General features: G+C 63.2%; 14 protein-coding genes. 7 read left to right on the top strand and 7 right to left on the bottom strand.

The window, feature by feature from the left end; translation table 11 throughout:
* Positions 1-157 precede the first annotated feature (157 nt).
* From QA643_RS05580 to QA643_RS05565, 4 genes are all read left to right on the top strand, one after another.
* Positions 158-1,420: an FAD-dependent oxidoreductase gene (locus QA643_RS05580; protein WP_283032201.1), complete on the top strand. Its 1,263-nt coding sequence runs from the start codon at positions 158-160 to the stop codon at positions 1,418-1,420.
* Positions 1,421-1,691: 271 nt separating this feature from the next.
* Positions 1,692-2,663 (top strand): tripartite tricarboxylate transporter substrate binding protein, encoded by a 972-nt coding sequence (locus tag QA643_RS05575; RefSeq protein WP_283032200.1) that lies wholly within the window; start codon positions 1,692-1,694, stop codon positions 2,661-2,663.
* A gap of 160 nt (positions 2,664-2,823) precedes the next feature.
* Positions 2,824-3,309, top strand: a complete 486-nt coding sequence (locus tag QA643_RS05570; RefSeq protein WP_283032199.1) for a tripartite tricarboxylate transporter TctB family protein — start codon at positions 2,824-2,826, stop codon at positions 3,307-3,309.
* A 7-nt stretch (positions 3,310-3,316) separates the two neighbouring features.
* On the top strand, positions 3,317-4,825 hold the full coding sequence (locus QA643_RS05565; RefSeq protein ID WP_283032198.1) for a tripartite tricarboxylate transporter permease: 1,509 nt from the start codon (positions 3,317-3,319) through the stop codon (positions 4,823-4,825).
* Between the two features lie 161 nt (positions 4,826-4,986).
* On the opposite strand, the gene QA643_RS05560 is transcribed toward QA643_RS05565, so the two are convergent.
* Positions 4,987-6,372 carry a M20 family metallopeptidase gene (locus QA643_RS05560; protein ID WP_283032197.1) on the bottom strand — a complete coding sequence of 462 codons (1,386 nt, stop codon included), beginning with the start codon at positions 6,370-6,372 and terminating at the stop codon, positions 4,987-4,989.
* A 186-nt stretch (positions 6,373-6,558) separates the two neighbouring features.
* Between QA643_RS05560 and QA643_RS05555 the strand changes: the two genes are divergently transcribed.
* On the top strand, positions 6,559-7,947 hold the full coding sequence (locus tag QA643_RS05555) for an LLM class flavin-dependent oxidoreductase (RefSeq protein ID WP_283032196.1): 1,389 nt from the start codon (positions 6,559-6,561) through the stop codon (positions 7,945-7,947).
* Positions 7,948-8,061: 114 nt separating this feature from the next.
* Here QA643_RS05555 and QA643_RS05550 read toward each other — a convergent pair whose 3' ends face one another.
* The 3 genes from QA643_RS05550 to QA643_RS05540 form a co-directional block, all read right to left on the bottom strand.
* The gene (locus QA643_RS05550; protein ID WP_283032195.1) at positions 8,062-9,726 is read right to left on the bottom strand and encodes a thiamine pyrophosphate-binding protein; all 1,665 of its coding nucleotides are present in this window, start codon (positions 9,724-9,726) and stop codon (positions 8,062-8,064) included.
* A gap of 309 nt (positions 9,727-10,035) precedes the next feature.
* Complete coding sequence (locus tag QA643_RS05545) at positions 10,036-10,551, bottom strand: GFA family protein (protein WP_283032194.1); 516 nt, start codon at positions 10,549-10,551, stop codon at positions 10,036-10,038.
* Between the two features lie 191 nt (positions 10,552-10,742).
* Positions 10,743-11,867, bottom strand: a complete 1,125-nt coding sequence (locus QA643_RS05540) for an alkene reductase (RefSeq protein WP_283032193.1) — start codon at positions 11,865-11,867, stop codon at positions 10,743-10,745.
* Between the two features lie 108 nt (positions 11,868-11,975).
* On the opposite strand from QA643_RS05540, the gene QA643_RS05535 reads away from it, so the two are divergent.
* Positions 11,976-12,359 carry a winged helix-turn-helix domain-containing protein gene (locus tag QA643_RS05535; protein WP_283032192.1) on the top strand — a complete coding sequence of 128 codons (384 nt, stop codon included), beginning with the start codon at positions 11,976-11,978 and terminating at the stop codon, positions 12,357-12,359.
* Positions 12,360-12,526: 167 nt separating this feature from the next.
* Here QA643_RS05535 and QA643_RS05530 read toward each other — a convergent pair whose 3' ends face one another.
* Positions 12,527-14,023, bottom strand: coding sequence for an aldehyde dehydrogenase family protein (locus QA643_RS05530; protein WP_283032191.1), 1,497 nt, complete (start codon positions 14,021-14,023; stop codon positions 12,527-12,529).
* A gap of 198 nt (positions 14,024-14,221) precedes the next feature.
* On the opposite strand from QA643_RS05530, the gene QA643_RS05525 reads away from it, so the two are divergent.
* A complete protein-coding gene (locus QA643_RS05525; protein WP_283032190.1) occupies positions 14,222-15,073 on the top strand; it encodes an SDR family NAD(P)-dependent oxidoreductase in 852 nt (283 codons plus the stop codon).
* 1,315 nt (positions 15,074-16,388) lie between these two features.
* On the opposite strand, the gene QA643_RS05515 is transcribed toward QA643_RS05525, so the two are convergent.
* Positions 16,389-16,610 (bottom strand): hypothetical protein, encoded by a 222-nt coding sequence (locus QA643_RS05515; RefSeq protein ID WP_283032188.1) that lies wholly within the window; start codon positions 16,608-16,610, stop codon positions 16,389-16,391.
* A gap of 879 nt (positions 16,611-17,489) precedes the next feature.
* Positions 17,490-17,696 (bottom strand): hypothetical protein, encoded by a 207-nt coding sequence (locus QA643_RS05510; RefSeq protein WP_283032187.1) that lies wholly within the window; start codon positions 17,694-17,696, stop codon positions 17,490-17,492.
* Between the last annotated feature and the right edge of the window lie 101 nt (positions 17,697-17,797).

Here is a 17,797-nt window from a genome sequence, read left to right as displayed (position 1 = left end):
CGCTTGCGCTAACCTGCCATGCCCCGGGCAGGTTATGCAAATTTTGCATCATGCAGATTTGGCATCAATGGCGGCCTCCAGGGGCCTTAATCTGGCCGGCGACAACCCTTGCCCGATCTCCTCTTCAAGGGGGCGATTACCTGGATGTGAGCTCGACATGAAAATCTGCATACTGGGCGCCGGCGTCATCGGGTTGACGACGGCATGGTGTCTTGCTGAGGCCGGATACGACGTCGTCATCGTCGATCGGCATGCTTCGACTGCGAAAGACGCCAGCGCCGCCAACGGCGCCCAACTCTCTTACGCCTTCGTGGCGCCGCTGGCCTCGCCGGCAACGCTGAAAAAACTACCGTCGCTATTGCTGTCGCGGAATTCGCCGATGCGCATCCGCGCCGGCCTCGATCCCGCGCTGATTTCCTGGGCCGCGCGATTCCTCCTCGCCTGCCGGCCGGGAGCCGTGCGCGAGACCGTGGCGGCGCAGCTCGCGCTCGCCGCCCTGAGCCGGAGCGAATTGACGCGATTGACGCAAAACCTGCGCCTGTCGTTCGGCCTGCGCACCGCCGGCAAGCTGGTGATCCATCGCTCAGCGCGCGAATTCAAAACGGCATGCCGCAGCGTCGTCGCGGCCGGCGAGGAGCATGGCCAGCAGATCCTGTCCGCGGCTGAATGCCTCGCACTGGAGCCGGCGCTGCAACTCGATGCTGACCAACTCGCAGGCGGCATCTTTACCGCCTCGGAGCAGGTCGGCGATTGCGCGGCGTTCTGCGCCGCCCTGACAGTTCGGTTGAGGCAACGACGCAATGTCGAGTGGTTGCTTGATACGCCCATCATCGGGCCGGTTCGCGCCGGCGGCCGACTGGTTGCCGTCGATACCGGCAAGGGGCAGATAGCGGCGGACCATTTCGTCCTGTGCATGGGCGCAGCATCCGGCGCATTCGCCCGCGCCTGCGGTTTCTATCTGCCGATCTACCCACTCAAGGGCTACAGCATCACGCTTGCGCCGCCGCCGCAGGCGCGCGTTCTTCGGCACAGCATCACCGACATGGCGCGCAAGCTGGTGTTCGCGCCGCTCGCGCGCGATGGACGATCCGCGGTCAGGATTGCCGGCATCGCCGATCTCGAAAGCAATGACATGACCCTCGATGGCGGACGCATCGACATCCTGCGCCGCGCCGCGGCCGAACTGCTCGGGATCGAAGCGGCCGGGGACATCGCGCCATGGTGCGGGCTTCGTCCCGCCACGCCCGACAGTCGGCCGATCATCGGCTGGTCGCCGCTCGAGGGGCTCTTCATCAACTCAGGGCATGGCATGCTCGGCTGGACACTGGCCTGCGGCAGCGCTCGGCTGACAGCCGACATGATCGAGCGCAAGCGCCCGGCCACCGAAACGAGCCCATTCGCGCTGCGGCGCGCTGCCTAGCCGAAGCTGACATTTGCGAAGGGACGGAACCGCTCCCCAGCCGGTCCCTGGAATGTGCCCGACATGCCCGAGCGCACGGCAAATTCCGTAGCTCGGGATGGCCGCGTCAGGCCAATTGTCGCACCTGCCTCTACAGCCGATTACCGCGCCGACAGCGCATAACGCCGCTGGTCAATAAGCTTTTCTTCTACGCCGATTTCGGGGAAGATTGCTGACGGGAAGGAAAACAAACGCGCCTAGCTAAAAAGAGGCCGACGGGGAGTAGTGCATCATGTTGCGACGCAGTCATTTAACGATCGCTGTCGCCGCCATCGGCTGGCTGATCTCGGCAGCCGCCGGCGCGCAGGAATATCCGACCAAACCGATTACGCTGATCGTGCCATGGCCGGCGGGCGGCTCGACCGACATCTCGATGCGGGCGATTGCCGAAAGCGCCTCCAAGATCCTGGGGCAACCGATCGCAATCGACAACAAGGCCGGTGGCGGCGGCACGGTCGGCCCGGCCACCATGGCGGCCGCTGCGAAGCCCGACGGCTACACCATCGCGCAGATTCCGATCACCGTGTTCCGCCTGCCCTTGATGCAGGAAGTCTCGTGGAATCCGGAGAAGGATTTCACCTACATCGTCCACCTCACCGGCTATACGTTCGGCGTCACCACCAGCGCCGAGTCGCCATTCAAGACCTGGCAGGACGTGATCGACTACGCCAAGCAGAACCCTGGCAAGGTGACCTACGCAACGCCGGGCGCCGGCACGTCGCTGCATATCGGCATGGAGCAGATCGCCGGCATGGCCGGCATCAAGCTGACGCAGGTGCCGTTCAAGGGCGGTGCGGAGACCAACGCCGCTGTGCTGGGCCAGCACACCATGCTGCAAGCGGATTCGACCGGCTGGCGGCCACTGGTCGATGCCGGCAAGCTCCGGCTGTTGATGGTGTGGACCTCGGAGCGCTCGCCGAACTTTCCAAACGTGCCGACACTGAAGGAGCTCGGCTATCCCATGGTCTATGATTCCCCGTTTGGCATCGCTGGACCGAAGGGAATGGACCCGAAGATCGTCGCCAAGCTGCATGACGCCTTCAAGAAGGCGCTGGACGATCCGGCCGTGATCGCAACGCTCGCCAAGTTCGACATGGTGCCGAACTACAAGAGCACCGAGGACTACAAGAAGTTCGTCGTCGAGGTGACCGAGTCAGAGCGCAAGGTGGTCGAGAGGCTCGGACTGGGAAAGAAGACGAACTAGTTTCGGCCGTGTCCCGGACGCGGTGCAGCGCGCGAGCGCTGCTCCGCAGAGCCGGGACCCACTGCGCTCCCGGATATGCCCGCAAACACATGGGCCCCGGCTCTGCAGCGCATCACTTGCGTGCTGCGCAGCGTCCGGGGAACGGCTGAGAGAGTACCCAATGAGCGATCAATCCAACGTCAAATTTCGCCTCAATAACTCCGAACTGTGGGGCGGTCTGATCGGCCTTGCACTCGGCGGCTTCGTGATCTGGTCCGGGCTCAAGCTCAAGCTCGGCACCATCAACGACCCGGGCTCGGGTTACGTCCTGTTCTATACGGGCATCCTGATGTGCTTGTTATCAGCTACGATCATCATCTCTTCTATCACCGAGGGCGGCCCGACCTTCGGCGAGCGCTGGCGGAACACACGCTGGACCAAACCCATCATCGTGATCGCTTGCCTCGCCGCATTCGCCTTTGCGCTCAACCCACTCGGCTTCCTGCTATCGTCGATCCCGCTGATGCTGCTGTTATTGCGGTTGATCGACCCGGTGCGCTGGCCGCTCGCCATTCCGATCGCGTTATTGGTGCCGCTCGGCATGTGGTGGATCCTCAAGCGTCTGCTCCTGATCCAGTTACCCTCCGGCATGTTCGAAATCGGTTGACCGCGCCATGGATACGCTCATCAATGTCGCGCACGGATTTGGCGTCGCGCTGCTGCCGATCAACCTGCTCTACTGCTTCATCGGCGTTTTCATCGGCACGCTGGTCGGCGTGCTGCCCGGCATCGGGCCGATTTCGGCGATGTCGTTGCTCTTGCCGATCACGCTGTCGGGCACCCCGGAATCCGGCATCATCATGATGGCCGGCATCTATTACGGCTCGATGTATGGCGGCTCGACCACCTCGATCCTGGTCAACATTCCTGGCGAGGCCGCCTCCGTCGTCACCTGCATCGACGGCCACCAGATGGCGAAGCAGGGCCGCGCGGGCCCGGCGCTCGGCATTGCCGCGTTCGGCTCGTTCTTCGCCGGCACATTCGCGCTGATCGCGCTGATGCTGGTGGCGCCCAAGCTCGCCAGCGTCGCGATCGCGTTCGGCCCGGCCGAATATTTCAGCCTGATGGTGCTCGGCCTCGTGGTGCTGACCTTCCTGACCCAGGGCTCGATGGCGAAGGCGCTGTTGATGGCCTGCATCGGCGTCGTGCTCGGGCTGATCGGGCTCGACAGCATCAACGCGCAGCCGCGCCTGACCTTCGGCCGGGTCGAGCTGATCGACGGCATCGGCCTCGTGCCGGTCGTGATGGGCCTGTTCGGCGTGGCCGAAGTGCTGCTGAACACCGAGCAAGTCATCAAGCGCGACATCATCAACACCAGGATCTCTCATCTGCTGCCCAGCCGGGAAGACTGGAAGGCCAGTGTCGGCCCGATGTCGCGCGGCACGCTCTTGGGTTTCCTGCTCGGTATCCTGCCGGGCGGCGGTGCCGTGGTCGCCTCTTTTGGCTCGTACGCGCTGGAGAAACGGCTGTCGAAAACGCCGGAGCGCTTCGGCAACGGTGCGATCGAGGGCGTGGCGGGGCCTGAAGCTGCCAACAACGCCGCGGCCGGCGGCGCCTTCATTCCCCTGATGACGCTCGGCATTCCGCCGAACGTGGTGATGGCGCTGTTGCTCGGCGCCTTCGTCATTCACGGGCTGCAGCCGGGACCGCTGATGATCACGCAGAACCCTGGCCTGTTCTGGGGCATCGTCGCCTCTATGTATATCGGCAACCTGATGCTGCTGGTGCTCAACCTGCCGATGATCGGCATGTGGGTGCAGCTGCTCAAGCTGCCCTACAACATCCTGTTCCCCCTGATCATCCTGTTCACCATCATCGGCGTCTATTGCAGTAGCAACAACGTGTTCGACGTCTATGTGATGATCGCGTTCGGCATCATCGGCTATTTCATGCGCAAGCTCGGCTACGAGCCGGCGCCGCTGGTGCTAGCCTTTGTGCTGGGGCCGATGCTGGAGAACAATTTGCGCAAATCGCTGATCCTCTCGCAGGGCAATCTGATGACCTTCATCGAGCGGCCGATCTCCGCCGCCTGCCTCGCATTGGCGGTCGTGCTGCTGATCGGCCCGCTGTTGCCGGCGCTGCGCAGGAAGCGCGAACTGGTCGCACTGGATGAGGGGGCGTGAGATCGCCTCCCTCTCCCCGCTCTTCGCGGGGAGAGGGTTGGGGTGAGGGCTCTATCCGGGAAGACGGTAGCAGATGGACTCGCGGTGGCTCCCCCTCACCCGAAATCCCCACAAGCTGCGGCGAGGTGAAGTCGAGCCAGTCGTCAACTCACGCGAAGCACCTACAGCGGCTTCTTCATCTCGCCGAGGTCCCAGAACAACCCCGCCATGATGGCGAGCGCCTCTTCTGTCACCGGCAGCAGAATATGCTCATCCGGCGCGTGCTGCGAGCAGCCGGGATAGGAATGCGGCACCCAGATCGTCGGCAGGCCCAGCCCTTCCGCGAAAACATCATTAGGCAGCGAGCCGCCGAAATTCGGCAGGATCGCCGGCGCCTTGCCGGTGGTCTTCAGGATCGAGTTCGCGGTCCAGTTCACCCAGGGGCTGTCGACATCGGTGCGCGAGGCGGCGAAGCGCTGCGTGCCGCTGACTTCCACCATCGTAAAACCGTTGGCATGCAAATGCGCGCGCACGGCATCGACGACTTCCTCATACTTCGTGCCGACCACGAAGCGGAGCTGCAGCACGGCATTGGCGTGCCCGGGAATCGCGTTCGCCGGCTTCTCGATATTGCCCGACGACATCGCCAGCACTTCCAGCGTATTCCAGGCGAACAGCCGCTCGGCCGGCGTCAGCCCCTCCTCGCCCCAGTCGGGCGCCAGCGCCGGCTCGTCCGCGGTCGGCTCGATCTTCACATCCGCCAGCGCCGTGCGGACGGCGTTTGAAATCCGCGGCGGCTTCAGCGCTTCGAGCTTCATCCGCCCCTTGCCGTCGACCAGGCTCGCGATGGCGTTGCAGAGGATCGTCGCGGGATTGGCGAGCACGCCGCCCCAATTACCCGAATGGTTGCCGCCCTCGCGCAAATTGACGTCGAGATGGATGCGGTTGCCGCCGCGACAACCCAAGAAAATCGTCGGCCGCTGCGCCGACAGCCGCGGTCCGTCGGAGGCCAGGAACAGGTCGGCCTTCAGCGCCTCGCGATGGGCCTCGCACACCTGCCGCAGATCGGGCGAGCCGATTTCTTCGCCGGTCTCGATGATGAATTTGGCGTTGAAACCGAGCTTGCCGCCGCGCGTTTCGCGCACCGCGCGCAAGGCCGCCAGATTGATGCTGTGCTGGCCCTTGTTATCGGCGGTGCCGCGGCCATAGACCCGATCGCCCTTGATCGTGGTCTTCCAGGGATCGAGATTGTCGCGCCACTCGCCTTCCATCCCGTCGACGACGTCGCCATGGCCATAGGTGAGAACGGTCGGTAACGCGGCATCCTCGCGATAATCCGCCAGCAGATACGGGCCCTTGCCGGTCGGCGATTCGATCAGGCGGGTGGAAAAATCGAGCGCGGCAAACGCCGGCTGCAAGTCCTCGACGAGATAGGCGCGAAGCGCCTCGCCGCGGCCGGGGTTCTGGCTTTCCGTGGGGTAACCGACCCTGCGGCCGAGCTCGGCGATAAACGCGCCGGAATTCAGATGCTCACGTACCCGCGCAATCGCGTCGGCTCGATCGGCCATATTTTCTCATCCTTTGTTTGCACTCGTAGGAGCCGCAACCTATCGGGATAAAGCGGCGGCTGGAAGTGCGCCGGACGCTGAATAGGCCTTGCCAAACGCCCCGGGGATGCAACAATTTCGAGCAACAGCCCGGCATTTGAACCGGGCGAATGCGCGGAGGAACTCCGCGCCGGTTCGAGGTGGTTCATGACAAAGCAGATCCGGCTCAACGCCTTCGCCATGAACTGCGTGGCGCATCAATCGCCGGGCCTCTGGACCCATCCACGCGACCGCACCCTCGACTACAACCGCCTGCCCTATTGGCTTGACCTCGCAAGAGTGCTGGAGCGTGGCCGGTTCGACGGGCTGTTTCTCGCCGACGTGCTCGGTGTCTACGACGTCTACGGCAACAGCCCGGACGCGGCGCTGCGCAATGCCGCGCAGACGCCGGCCAACGAGCCGTTGATGCTGATCCCGGCGATGGCGGCGGTGACGCAAAATCTCGGCTTTGGCGTCACCAGCAATCTCTCCTTCGAGCCGCCCTATCCTTTTGCCCGAAGGATGTCGACGCTCGATCACCTGACCGAAGGCCGCATCGGCTGGAACGTCGTGACCGGCTATCTCGACAGCGCGGCCCGCGGCGCCGGCAAGGACAAGCAGACCGCGCATGACGACCGCTACGAGATGGCGGACGAATATATGGAGCTGGTCTACAAGCTCTGGGAAGGAAGCTGGGAGGACGACGCCGTGCGGCGTGACCGCGCGCGCGGCATTTTTGCTGATCCGTCGAAGGTGCACCCGATCGCGCATGAGGGCACGCATTATCGGCTTAACGCGATTCACCTCAGCGAACCGTCGCCGCAGCGCACGCCCGTGCTGTACCAGGCCGGGACTTCGCCGCGCGGCCGGCAGTTCGCGGCCCAGCACGCCGAGTGCGTGTTCATGTCAGGCCCGTCGGCCAAGATCATCGGGCCGCGCGTGGCGGCGATCCGCACGCTGGCGAAAGAGATCGGCCGCAACCCGGCCGAGATCCTGATGTTCTCGATGATGACGATCATTCTCGGCCGCACCGAGACCGAGGCAAAGGCGAAATATGCCGACTATCGCCGGCACATCGCGCCCGAGGGCGCGCTCGCGCTGATGTCGGGCTGGATGGGCATCGACTTCTCCGGCTACGATCTCGAGCGGGAAGTGCGCCACGTGCAGAACGATGCCGGCCGCTCCGCGCTCGACAACGTCACGCGTACAGACCCAGATCGCGTTTGGACCGTACGCGAGGTCGTCGAGCATGTCGGCATCGGCGGCGCCGGGCCTGTCGTGGTCGGCACGCCCGAAAAGGTCGCCGACGACATCGAGGCCTGGTTCGAGCAGACCGATGTCGACGGGCTCAATGTGGCGTTTGCGACCTCGCCCGGCGATTTCGAAGACATCGCGGATATGCTGGTGCCGGAGCTGACAAGGCGCGGGCGATATAAGAGCGAATACGTCAAGGGAACGCTGCGGGAAAAACTGTTCGGCGCGGGACGCGCGCGGCTGACGGAGCCGCATCCGGCTTCAAGATATCGCGTGAAGCCTCGCGCTGCGGCAGCGGAGTAAGTTCGTAGGGTGGGCAAAGGCGCGCATGCGCCGTGCCCACCACCTATCCGCATCGCGCATCCGAATGGTGGGCACGCTTCGCTTTGCCCATCCTACGATTTCGCAAATGACCGCTCAATTCACCGCGTTACTCACCACGACCTCGATCAGCTTTGCTCCCGGCCGACTGAAGGCCGACGACAATACCGACTTCAACTGCGAGGGATCAGTGACTTTCGTCGCTTCCAGCCCGAGCGATTTCGCGACACCGGTAAAATCCACCGGCGGATCGATGAAATCCATGCCGACGTAATTGTCGTCGCCATGGAAGGCGAGCAGCCGCTGCTTGATGATGCGGTAGCCACCATTGTTGACGATCACAAAAGTCAGCGGCAGCTTGTGGTTCGCGGCGGTCCACAGCGACTGGATCGAATACATCGAGCTGCCGTCGCCGGAATAGCACACGACCGGCCGCTGCGGATTGGCGAGGCTAACGCCGACGGAAGCCGGCAGGCCCCAGCCGATGCCGCCGGAGGCGAGCGCGTGATAGCCGTAGCGATCGCGGTGCGGACGCAGCGCGATCATCTGCCGCGACGACGTCAAGCCCTCGTCGACCAGGATGGCGTTATCAGGCATCGCCTCCACCACCTGCAGCGCCAGCCAGTCCGGATCGATCGGCGTGGTCGTGGCATGTTTCGAAATCTGCTCAATCAAGGGCCTCCGCCGCGCCGTCCAGTTCTTCGTTGCCAGCGCAGCCAAGCCCTCTCTTGCGCGCGCCTCCAGGGCGCGGCCGCCGGCCGCCTTCAGCGCGGGGACCAGCACGCGCAGAGTTTCCCGCACATCGGCCTTCAGTGCGATCTCGGCGCCATAATTCTTGGCGATCTCCCAATCGGCGAGGCCGACCTGGACGATCGAAAGTCCGTCCGGCAGCGGGTCGATTTCGCTGTAGACCGACATCCGCAGGGGATCGCCGCCGAGCGCGATGATGAGGTCGTAAGGCGCGAGCGCATCGCGCGCGATCTTCTGGATGCGTGCCAAAGCACCCATGAAGCAAGGGCTCTCAGACAGGAAATGTGCGCCATAGGGCGTCGGCGACTGATAGGCCGGGCAGCCCAGCGTTTCCGCAAGCTGCGCCGCTTCCTGCAACGCGTCGCTCTTGACGATCTCGTCGCCGACGATGATCACCGGCCGCTCCGCCTTCAGGATGCGCGCGGTCAGCGCCTGCAGTGCCTCCTCCGACGGCTTGACGCGGGTGTCAATCCGGGTCGAGCGGCCGAGATCGATGCCGGCCTCCGAATTGAGGATGTCGCCCGGCAACGAGATGAACACCGGCCCGGTCGGCGGCGTGGTCGCGATCTTGGCGGCACGGCGCACGATCCGCGGCAAGTCTTCCAGCCGTGTCACCTCGACCGCCCATTTCACCAGCGGCTCGGCCATCTGCACCAGCGGGCCATAGAGCACCGGCTCGGTTAGGCCATGGCCCTGCTCCTGCTGGCCGGCAGTCAGTATCAGCGGCGTGCCGGTGAAGCTGGCGTTGTAGAGCGAGCCCATCGCGTTGCCGAGGCCGGGCGCGACATGGACGTTGCAGGCAACGAGCTTTCCGGAGGCACGGCTGAAACCATCGGCCATGGCGACGACAAGGCTTTCCTGCATCGCCATCACATAGGTGAGATCCGGGTGGTCCTTCAGCGCATGCATGATCGGCAGTTCGGTGGTGCCGGGATTGCCGAACAGATGCGTGACGCCCTCGTCCTTCAGCAGGGCCAGGAAGGCGGAGCGACCGGTGATCTTGTTTTTCATCTTCCCTCCCGCCCGCCGCTTTGAAGATGTGCGGGTGGAAACAGATGACCAAACTTGATGCGTGTAAGCAATGGAGGGCGGGTTATGGCTGCCCTGCAGGCGCATGAAACATAAAATGTCGAAAACAACCCCATGCACAGTAGAAGGGGTTGTGCTTATTGCTGCCCGGCTCACGATTTCCGTGCCCCGGACGAGGTGCGCAGCGGTGCGCCGCTGAGCCGGGACCCACGCTGCTTTTGTGAAGCTGGGCCCCGGCTCTGCAGTGCGGCACTTCGCGCCGCACGGCGTCCGGGGCACGAGAGAGTTCTGCTACACCATCCCTTCACGCTCCGTGCGCTTCTTCTTTTTCGAGCGCTGCCAGACCACGCCGGGATAGCCCTTCAGCGGCACCAGCGGCTCGCCGGTGTAGGCCCATTCCTGCAATTCCTCGATCGCGATATGATAGAGCGGCTGCCGCCCGGTGCGGCCGGAAAACAGCGCGCGGGGGATGTTGACCATGTGCGGCGAGCGCGGGCGCTCGTAGATGACAGGCGTGCCGCAATGCGAGCAGAAACTGCGCACGGTCTTGGTGGCCGCGTCCTCGTACCGCGTCAGGCTGGTCTTGCCTTTGGTGATGCGAAAACGCTTTTTCCAGCTTCCGACATAGGTCGCATAGGCCGCGCCATGCGCGCGGCGGCTGGATGGCGAGTGATCGTGCCAGGCCCAGCGCGCCGGCACGTCGATCTCGAAGGCGACCTTGCCGCACAGGCATTGGCCGGCGGCGGGCTTGCCTGATGAGACGGCCTTGGTTTTCTTTTGCTCTTCCAGTTCTGGATCGGGAAACATGTTTGAGTCCTGTCTACGCTTCCGTCATTGCGACGAGCGTAGCATGACAAAGACGCCGTCATTCCGGGATGGTCCGAAGGACCGGACCTCAGATGCGCAATTGCGCATCGGGGAATCTCGAGATTCCGGGTTCGCTTCGCGCCCCGGATGACGGGCCGCCATTTCGCTTCCCTCGCAATGACGGCAGGGACCTACGCCTGCTCCAGCTCATTGTGCTCCGGATAATCCGTATATCCCGCCTCCTCACCGCCGTAGAAGGTGGCGCGGTTGTATGGCGTTAGCGGGAAGCCGCACTGTAACCGGCGCGGCAGGTCCGGGTTGGAGATGAAGATGCGGCCGAACGCGACGGCATCGGCATGCCCGTCCCGGATCGCGGCTTCCGCCGTCTCACCAGTGAACCCGCCGGCCGTGATCAGGACGCCCTTCCAGATCGGGCGGAACAGCACCATTGCCGACGGCACGTTCTGATGGTTGACCTCGGCGCGGCCGGCGCCGGAGGAGCGCGGCTCGATGAAGTGCAAATATGCGAGCCCGAGCGGGTTGAGCTGTTCGACCGCGTAGGTGTAAAGCGGCATCGGGTCGCCCTCGCCGCTGCCATTGGCGACGCCATAGGGCGACAGGCGCACACCGACACGATCTGCGCCCCACACCTCGACCACGGCCTTCGTCACTTCCATCAGAAACCGCACGCGGTTCGGGATCGAGCCGCCATACTGGTCGGTGCGCAGATTGGTGTGCGACTGCAGGAATTGCTCGATCAGATAACCATTGGCGCCATGCACCTCGACGCCGTCGAAGCCGGCGGCGAGCGCATTCTTCGCGGCCTGCCGGTAGGCATCGACGATGCCTGGGATTTCCGATGTTTCGAGCGCACGCGGCGTCTCGTAGGGGACCGCCTTGCCGTCCGCCGTCCCGGTTTTCAAATCCGCGATTGGCACCGCCGATGGCGCGACCGGCAATGCGCCGCCCGGCTGAAACGAGGAATGCGAGACGCGCCCGACATGCCAAAGCTGCAGAAAGATGATGCCGCCCTTGGCGTGGACGGTATCGACCACCTTGCGCCAGCCTGCGATCTGCGCATCGGTATAGATGCCGGGCACGCCCGGGCTGCCGAACGCGGTATCCGTCACCGGCGAGGCCTCGGCGATCAGCAGCCCGCCCGGCGTCGCGCGCTGTGCATAATATTCCGCATTCAGCGGCCGCGGCGCCAGCGAGGGCTTTTCCGCCCGCATCCGCGTCAGCGGCGCCAGCACGAGACGATGCTTGAGCTGGTAGGGGCCGACCTTGAGCGACGAAAACAGTGATGGATAATTCATATCTCTTTTCCGAAACCCCGTGTTGATACGGATATGTAACCGCTTCAGCTTGTTCGTAAAAGGTATGGGGCGCAATGTGTGGCGTCGACGCGCGAGAGCACATCTTCCATGCAAAAACCGAACGGCAGGTCGCTTCCCTCGCTCAGCCTGCGCATCGACATCGACGCCGCGGGACGCATTGGCCCCGGCAAGATCCAGTTGCTGGAGACGATCCACCAAAGCGGCTCGATCTCCGCGGCCGGGCGTGCCATGGACATGTCGTACAAGCGGGCATGGGACCTGGTCGACGAGATCAACCGTGTCTGCCGCCAGCCCGCGGTGGAACGGCAGACCGGTGGCAAGAATGGCGGCGGCGCCGTGCTGACGCCGTTCGGCCTTTCCCTCGTTGCGCGCTATCGCAAGATCGAACGCAACGCTGCAACCGCCGCGCGCAAGGAGCTGCAAGCGCTCCACAACGAGATCGGCCGGCCGAAGAAGGCCGCTGGTCGGTAAAAGGAAAGTGCTCGAAGCCGCAGCGAACTCTCTTTACCTCTCCCGCTTGCGGGGAGGTCGGCGCGAAGCGCCGGGTGGGGGCTCTCTCCACCGAATGACTCGCGGAGAGAGCCCCCACCCCGACCCTCCCCCGCAAGCGGGAGAGGGAGCGCAGTCTCTGCGCGGCGCTAGGCCGTCTTGATCCAGACCGCCTTGACGTTGAGATATTCCTCGACGTGCTGCTTGCCGGACTCGCGGCCATAGCCGCTCATCTTGTAGCCGCCGAACGGCACCGCCGGGTCCATCGCCTGGTAGCAGTTCACCCAGACCGAGCCGGCGCGCAGCGCCTTGGCGACCTGGTGCGCCTTGCTGACATTGGTGGTCCAGACGCCTGAGCCCAGCCCGAACGTGGTGGCATTGGCGCGCTTGACCAGCTCGTCGGTGTCCTTGAAGGAAATCGCCGAAATCACCGGGCCGAAGATTTCCTCCTGCGCGATCCGCATGTTGTCCTGCACATTGGCGAACACCGTCGGCTGCACGAAATAGCCCTTCGACAACGCGCCTTCGGTCAGGCGGCCGCCGCCGACCATCGCCTTGGCGCCTTCCTTCTGCCCGATGTCGAGATAGCCGGTGACGCGCTCGAGCTGATCCTTCGACACCAGCGGCCCGATCTGCGTATTCGGATCGATGCCGGGGCCAACCTGCAGCTTCTTGCCGAACTCGGCGACGCGGCCGACGAACTCATCATAGACCTTCTGCTCGACAAACAGCCGCGTGCCGGCGCTGCAGATCTGCCCGGAATTGGCGAACACCGCCATCGCGGCGCCCGGCACGGCGGCGTCGAGATCGGCGTCGGCGAAGACGATGTCCGGCGACTTGCCGCCGAGCTCGAGCGAAACGCGCTTGAGGTTGCCGGCGGAGGCGCGGATGATCGACTGACCCGTGACATGCGAGCCGGTGAAGGCGACCTTGTCGACGTCAGGGTGCGAGGCGAGCGCCGCGCCTGCGGTCTCGCCATAGCCGGGCACGACATTGACGACGCCGGGCGGAACGCCGGCTTCGATGCAGAGCTCGGCAAGCCGGAGCGAGGTCAGCGGCGCTTCCTCGGCGGGCTTCAGCACCACGGTGCAGCCGGTGGCGATAGCCGGCCCGATCTTCCAGACCGTGGCGGCGAGCGGCCCGTTCCAGGGAATGATCGCGCCGACCACGCCGACCGGCTCCTTCAGCGTGTAGGAGAAGATTTCGCCGGGCAGCGAGTTCTCGATGGTCTCGCCGTGCAGCGCGGTCGCCTGTCCGGCGTAGTAGCGGAGCATGCCGAGCACGCGCAGCTTGTTGCCGCGGGTGCGGCTGATCGGCGCGCCCATGTCGAGCGTGTCGAGCTGCGACAGCTCCTCAAAATTCTTCTCGACGAGGTCGGCGAGCTTCAACAACAAGCCCTGCCGCTCATACGGCTTGACCTTGCTCCAGGGACCTTCGAAGGCGCGGCGGGCCGCCGCCACGGCGCTGTTGATATCTTCAGCATCGCCTTCCGCAACGGTCGCGAGCAGCTCGCCGGTCGCCGGGTTATGCGTCTCGAACCGCTTGCCGGAGGCGGCGTCGATCCATTGGCCGTCGATCAGCATCTTCTTGTAGGAGCCATCCGCATAGGGATGACGCGTGATCGGAATCGCCTGGGTGACCGCCATGTTTGCACTCCCTTGAAGTTAGCTGGAATTCTTTTGAACGTTATATTTGTCCATCTATAACGTTGACCTGGAATCGTAGCGCGCCGAAGCGCCCGGGAAAAGCGGCCGGCGCGAAGATCTCCCATGTCCATTCGATCATGGTAGTCTAGGAGGTGTAGGCTTGCGAATACATACCTCATATCTGTCCGGAGAATGACGATGCCCCATCCCGCGATGTCGCCCAATCATGTTGCCGTGATCACCGGAGGCGCCTCCGGCATCGGTCTCGCCGCGGCGATGCATTTCGCCAGCCTCGGCATGAAGGTCTGCATCGCCGATCTCGGCGCCGAGCGGCTCACTGATGCTGCCGCGAAACTGGCATCCGTCGCCAAGGGCGGCGCGGCCGATATCATGACCGCTGCCGTCGACGTCAGCCGCTTCGACGACGTCGCAGGCCTGGAAACCGCCGTGCAAAAGCGGTTCGGCGGTACCGACATCCTGATGAACAATGCCGGCATCGGTCCTGACAGCAACAGCTTTGGCCCGCTGGAGAACTGGCAGCGCATTCTCGCGGTCAACCTATGGGGCGTCATTCACGGCACGCAGGCGTTCGTGCCCACCATGGTCGAGCGCGGCCGTCCCGGCCTCGTGATCAACACCGGCTCCAAGCAGGGCATCACGACGCCACCCGGCAACCCTGCCTACAACGTCTCGAAGGCCGGCGTGAAAGCGCAGACCGAGGCGCTGCAGCACGAGCTGCGGAACCTGCCGGGCTGCCGGATCAGCGCGCATCTGATGATCCCCGGCCACGTCTTCACGCCGCTGACCGCGCGCGGCCGCACCGAGAAGCCGCCCGGCGCCTGGACACCGGAACAGACCGTCGATTTCATGATCGCGCGGATCGAGGCCGGCGATTTCTACATCCTCTGCCCCGACAACGACGTGCCGCGCCAGCTCGACGAGCGGCGCATGCTGTGGGCGATCGGCGACGTCGTGGAGAACCGTCCCGCCCTGTCACGTTGGCACCCGGATTATGCCGAGGCGTTTGCGCGGTTTGTGAAAGGGCACTGAGAGTCTCCTTTGTGGAGAGAACCCTCATCCGGCGCGGACTACATCTGCGCCACCTTGCATTTGGCCGCAGCCAGCTCCGTTCGTTCCGCTCCGCGCGTCGCGCATTCGGACCGAAACATTTCATGCGCATGCGAATTTACAATTGGGCTTCGTGGCTTCGCGAATTGTGAGGCAACAATGCGTTCCTTGTCGCCAGCCGACATCTTTCTTGCCGTCGCCACCTTGGGAACCGCAGCGCTGATCGAGATAGGTGCGTTTGTTCTCATAGGTCTGATCTGAGATACACCTTTCCCGACCTGTAAGCTTGAATGTCGATCGCATCGAAGCTTCCGCGGTAATTAATTAGGGTCGGGCGCCTCTACCGCCTCGCGTTCTGATTGGCGGAGTCGTTCGATTTGCGCTCTGAACTGCGCCGGTATCTCGCGGTCCTCCTTGAAGGAAGCCCGTAGTCTCTCGCCAATCTCTCGAACAATCGCGCGGCTATGCGAGGAGTCGATGTCAACGGAGTTTCGCACTGTGTTCTCCGGCGTGCTAACGCGGTGGCGGAGACCGTCGCCTTTGGCTATCGTGCGCGAGCGCTTGTTTGAACAGCGGGTCCGAAGGAACCTTTGGCTATCCGCGACATGCGCCGTTTCGTTAACGGCGGGCGACGGCCTCGCCATACTAATCCTCGGCGAGAATTCTCGTTCCGGGTTCCATTAATAGATGTTCAGAATTCTAGCGCGCCTGAACTCTGCCTTTCCGATTTCGGGGAGCGCGCCCGGCATTGCGGCAAAGTGCCGACATAGCGGCTCATCACACGCAATAGCGGGCGGATGACCTCTTGCTTTGTGGTAATGCTGTAGAGATTGCAAATTTATGGAGCGCTGCCGCGGTAGAGATTTCCCATCAGTCTCGATCGGTATGCAAGTCTCTCAGCTTGCGCATGTAGTAACCCTGCGTCTGAAGCGCCGACCTAATCTCCTCGCTGACTTTGAAAATTCTTTTCTTGCTCTTGCGCCAACTTCCCAGCGCCGCCACAGGAGGGATCGGGCATCCCTTCTTCACAACGAGCAGATCACGTCTGATGCTCAAATACACGTCCATATGCCTGCCTGTCAAAAGCAACTGACCTTATCACTTGTGAGCAGAGCATGGGTTACCGAAACGCAACACCGAGCTATTGTTGTGCGCCTTCCTAGTTTACCGCTGACGGGGTGCGCAGCGAAGCGATTGACGAAGGTAAAGCGGCATAGGCATGCGCGCCGCATGGGATACGAACATCGCGCCTAAACGGCCTACCAAAACGCCAAGAAGCCCGTCCGTGCAGACTGATTTACGCGGCGCGTTCCTTATTTGGCTGTTCCTCGACCAGGGTCGCAGTTTCATCCAGCGCCTTTTCGTAGTTGCCCGCGAGCCTCTCAATGCTGTCGGCCCACATCCTAAGCATTGAGACCTGAAAATGCACAACTGGCTTTAAGGCATTCATGCCGATTGCTTGTCGCGGGTCGCGCGCGAAATGGTTGGCGTTAGTGGTCTTGTCTGCCTTGCTGTTCAATCCTTCGCTCTGGTTTTCTGACCCGAGGCCGAGTGTCAGGTTGTGCCCTGCGTGATTCTAAACATTCGGCCAACTTTTGATCTGCCGCGAGTCTCGCTCCGCGGTCGTCATACAACTCGTCCAGTTTTTTCAGGTAGGCGACTGCCGCTATTTGCAAGAGATCGAAATCATATTCGCCGGTGTCACGAAGATCGGTGACGTAGCAATAGAGGGCTGAGCGCCTGCTATCATTCTCGCTAATACTGCTGCATAGCAGCAAGTAGTTCCGCCAAGCGAACGCACACGCACCTTCTATCGTCTGAGAAGTCATGGGCACCTCCCCAAAGGTCGAGAAAGACTGACGAGCCGTTTCGTTCCGCGAATTTCTGAGGTGCAGTTCTGTTCCGTAGCTGCGTTGCAAAGGCGTGCGTTCGGATATCGATGCGGCCGGCGAGGGCATTGGGCGCAATCGGTCACGCGCTGCTGTTTCCAGGGAACGACGCCACGGCGCGCAGGGCAAGTCGCTGTCGAGAAGCGGTCTGGGAAAACAAGATTCCCGGAATTGCGCAACTGCGGCTCTGGCCTATCTCAGAGATGACGAGCACGATGGCAACGTCTGTTCTCGTGGAAAAGACGGAGGTCGCGCAACGAGAATGTGACTTCGCTTCCTCACAGCGCAGCGCCTCATAGGGTTTGAGCAGGCATTAGGCATCATCGCCGTACATTTGACCCAGAGCCGCGCCTGAAGTCGTATGATGCCCTCGCCGCACTCTCGCGCGAGAACGCGGACGAAGACACCGCCTCTCGATCCACATGTCTCGGACGCAGCGCCAGCCCGGCCGACGCTCACAGAGTATGGAGCACATGAAGAAAGCGCGGGCGGGACGCGCGCACGAATACCTACAGCGTCACCTGCTTGTCGCCGCATTGCTTGCAGACGTATTTGACGCGGGTTGCGCCCTTTTCGGCCTGGACGCGGTTTGGCGCGCCGCATTTGCCGCAGACGGCCTCGATCCTGGTGTTGCCCTGCTTGATGACGAGGGCCTTCTTGGCCATCGTCTCGCGGATCAGCCGCTCTGCCTCTTCACGCATCGCTTGCTTCGACATCGCCCTGCCCTGTCATGAACCGCCACGGGGCGCGGTCTTATCACAGTCAAAACCGATTTCGTAGATCGGACGAGAAAAATCGTAAGAACAGATATGACGTG

The sequence above is a fragment of the Bradyrhizobium sp. CB3481 genome (assembly GCF_029714305.1).
Lineage (GTDB): Bacteria > Pseudomonadota > Alphaproteobacteria > Rhizobiales > Xanthobacteraceae > Bradyrhizobium.
Note: the sequence above shows the minus strand (reverse complement) of the source record. Positions and strands in the feature narration are given on the sequence as shown.